Origin of the sequence: Cupriavidus sp. SIMBA_020, assembly GCF_046535395.1 — a bacterium.
Taxonomy (GTDB): Bacteria; Pseudomonadota; Gammaproteobacteria; order Burkholderiales; family Burkholderiaceae; genus Cupriavidus; species Cupriavidus campinensis.
In genome coordinates this window covers 1-250 of record NZ_JAWRWU010001260.1, presented here as the reverse complement: position 1 = coordinate 250, position 250 = coordinate 1, and the positions used below count along the sequence as shown (strand labels likewise).

Annotated in this window: 1 pseudogene; it reads right to left on the bottom strand. The window is 61.6% G+C overall.

Annotated features, from left to right (window positions below):
- Window positions 1-250 (bottom strand): annotated as a pseudogene (locus tag SB751_RS33545) (FTR1 family iron permease); the annotation flags it as partial.

The window sequence follows — 250 nt, the reverse complement described above, 5'->3', positions numbered from 1 at the left end:
CGGCGCGCGAGGAACCCTACCACCAGCCAGTACACCGCGTAAGCGATCAGGTTCATCAGCGCCGGATGCGCACGATAACCCGTGAGCGTCGCGACGAGCGAACCGAAAGTGCTCGAATCGTCGAGGATCGCCGACGAATTCCACACCTGGTCGACGATGGTCGGCAGGATTTCCTTGTCGATCAGCTTGTCGACGCCCGTCTGAAACAGGCCCGCACCGAGGAACAGCAGCATGATCTCGGTGACGCGGA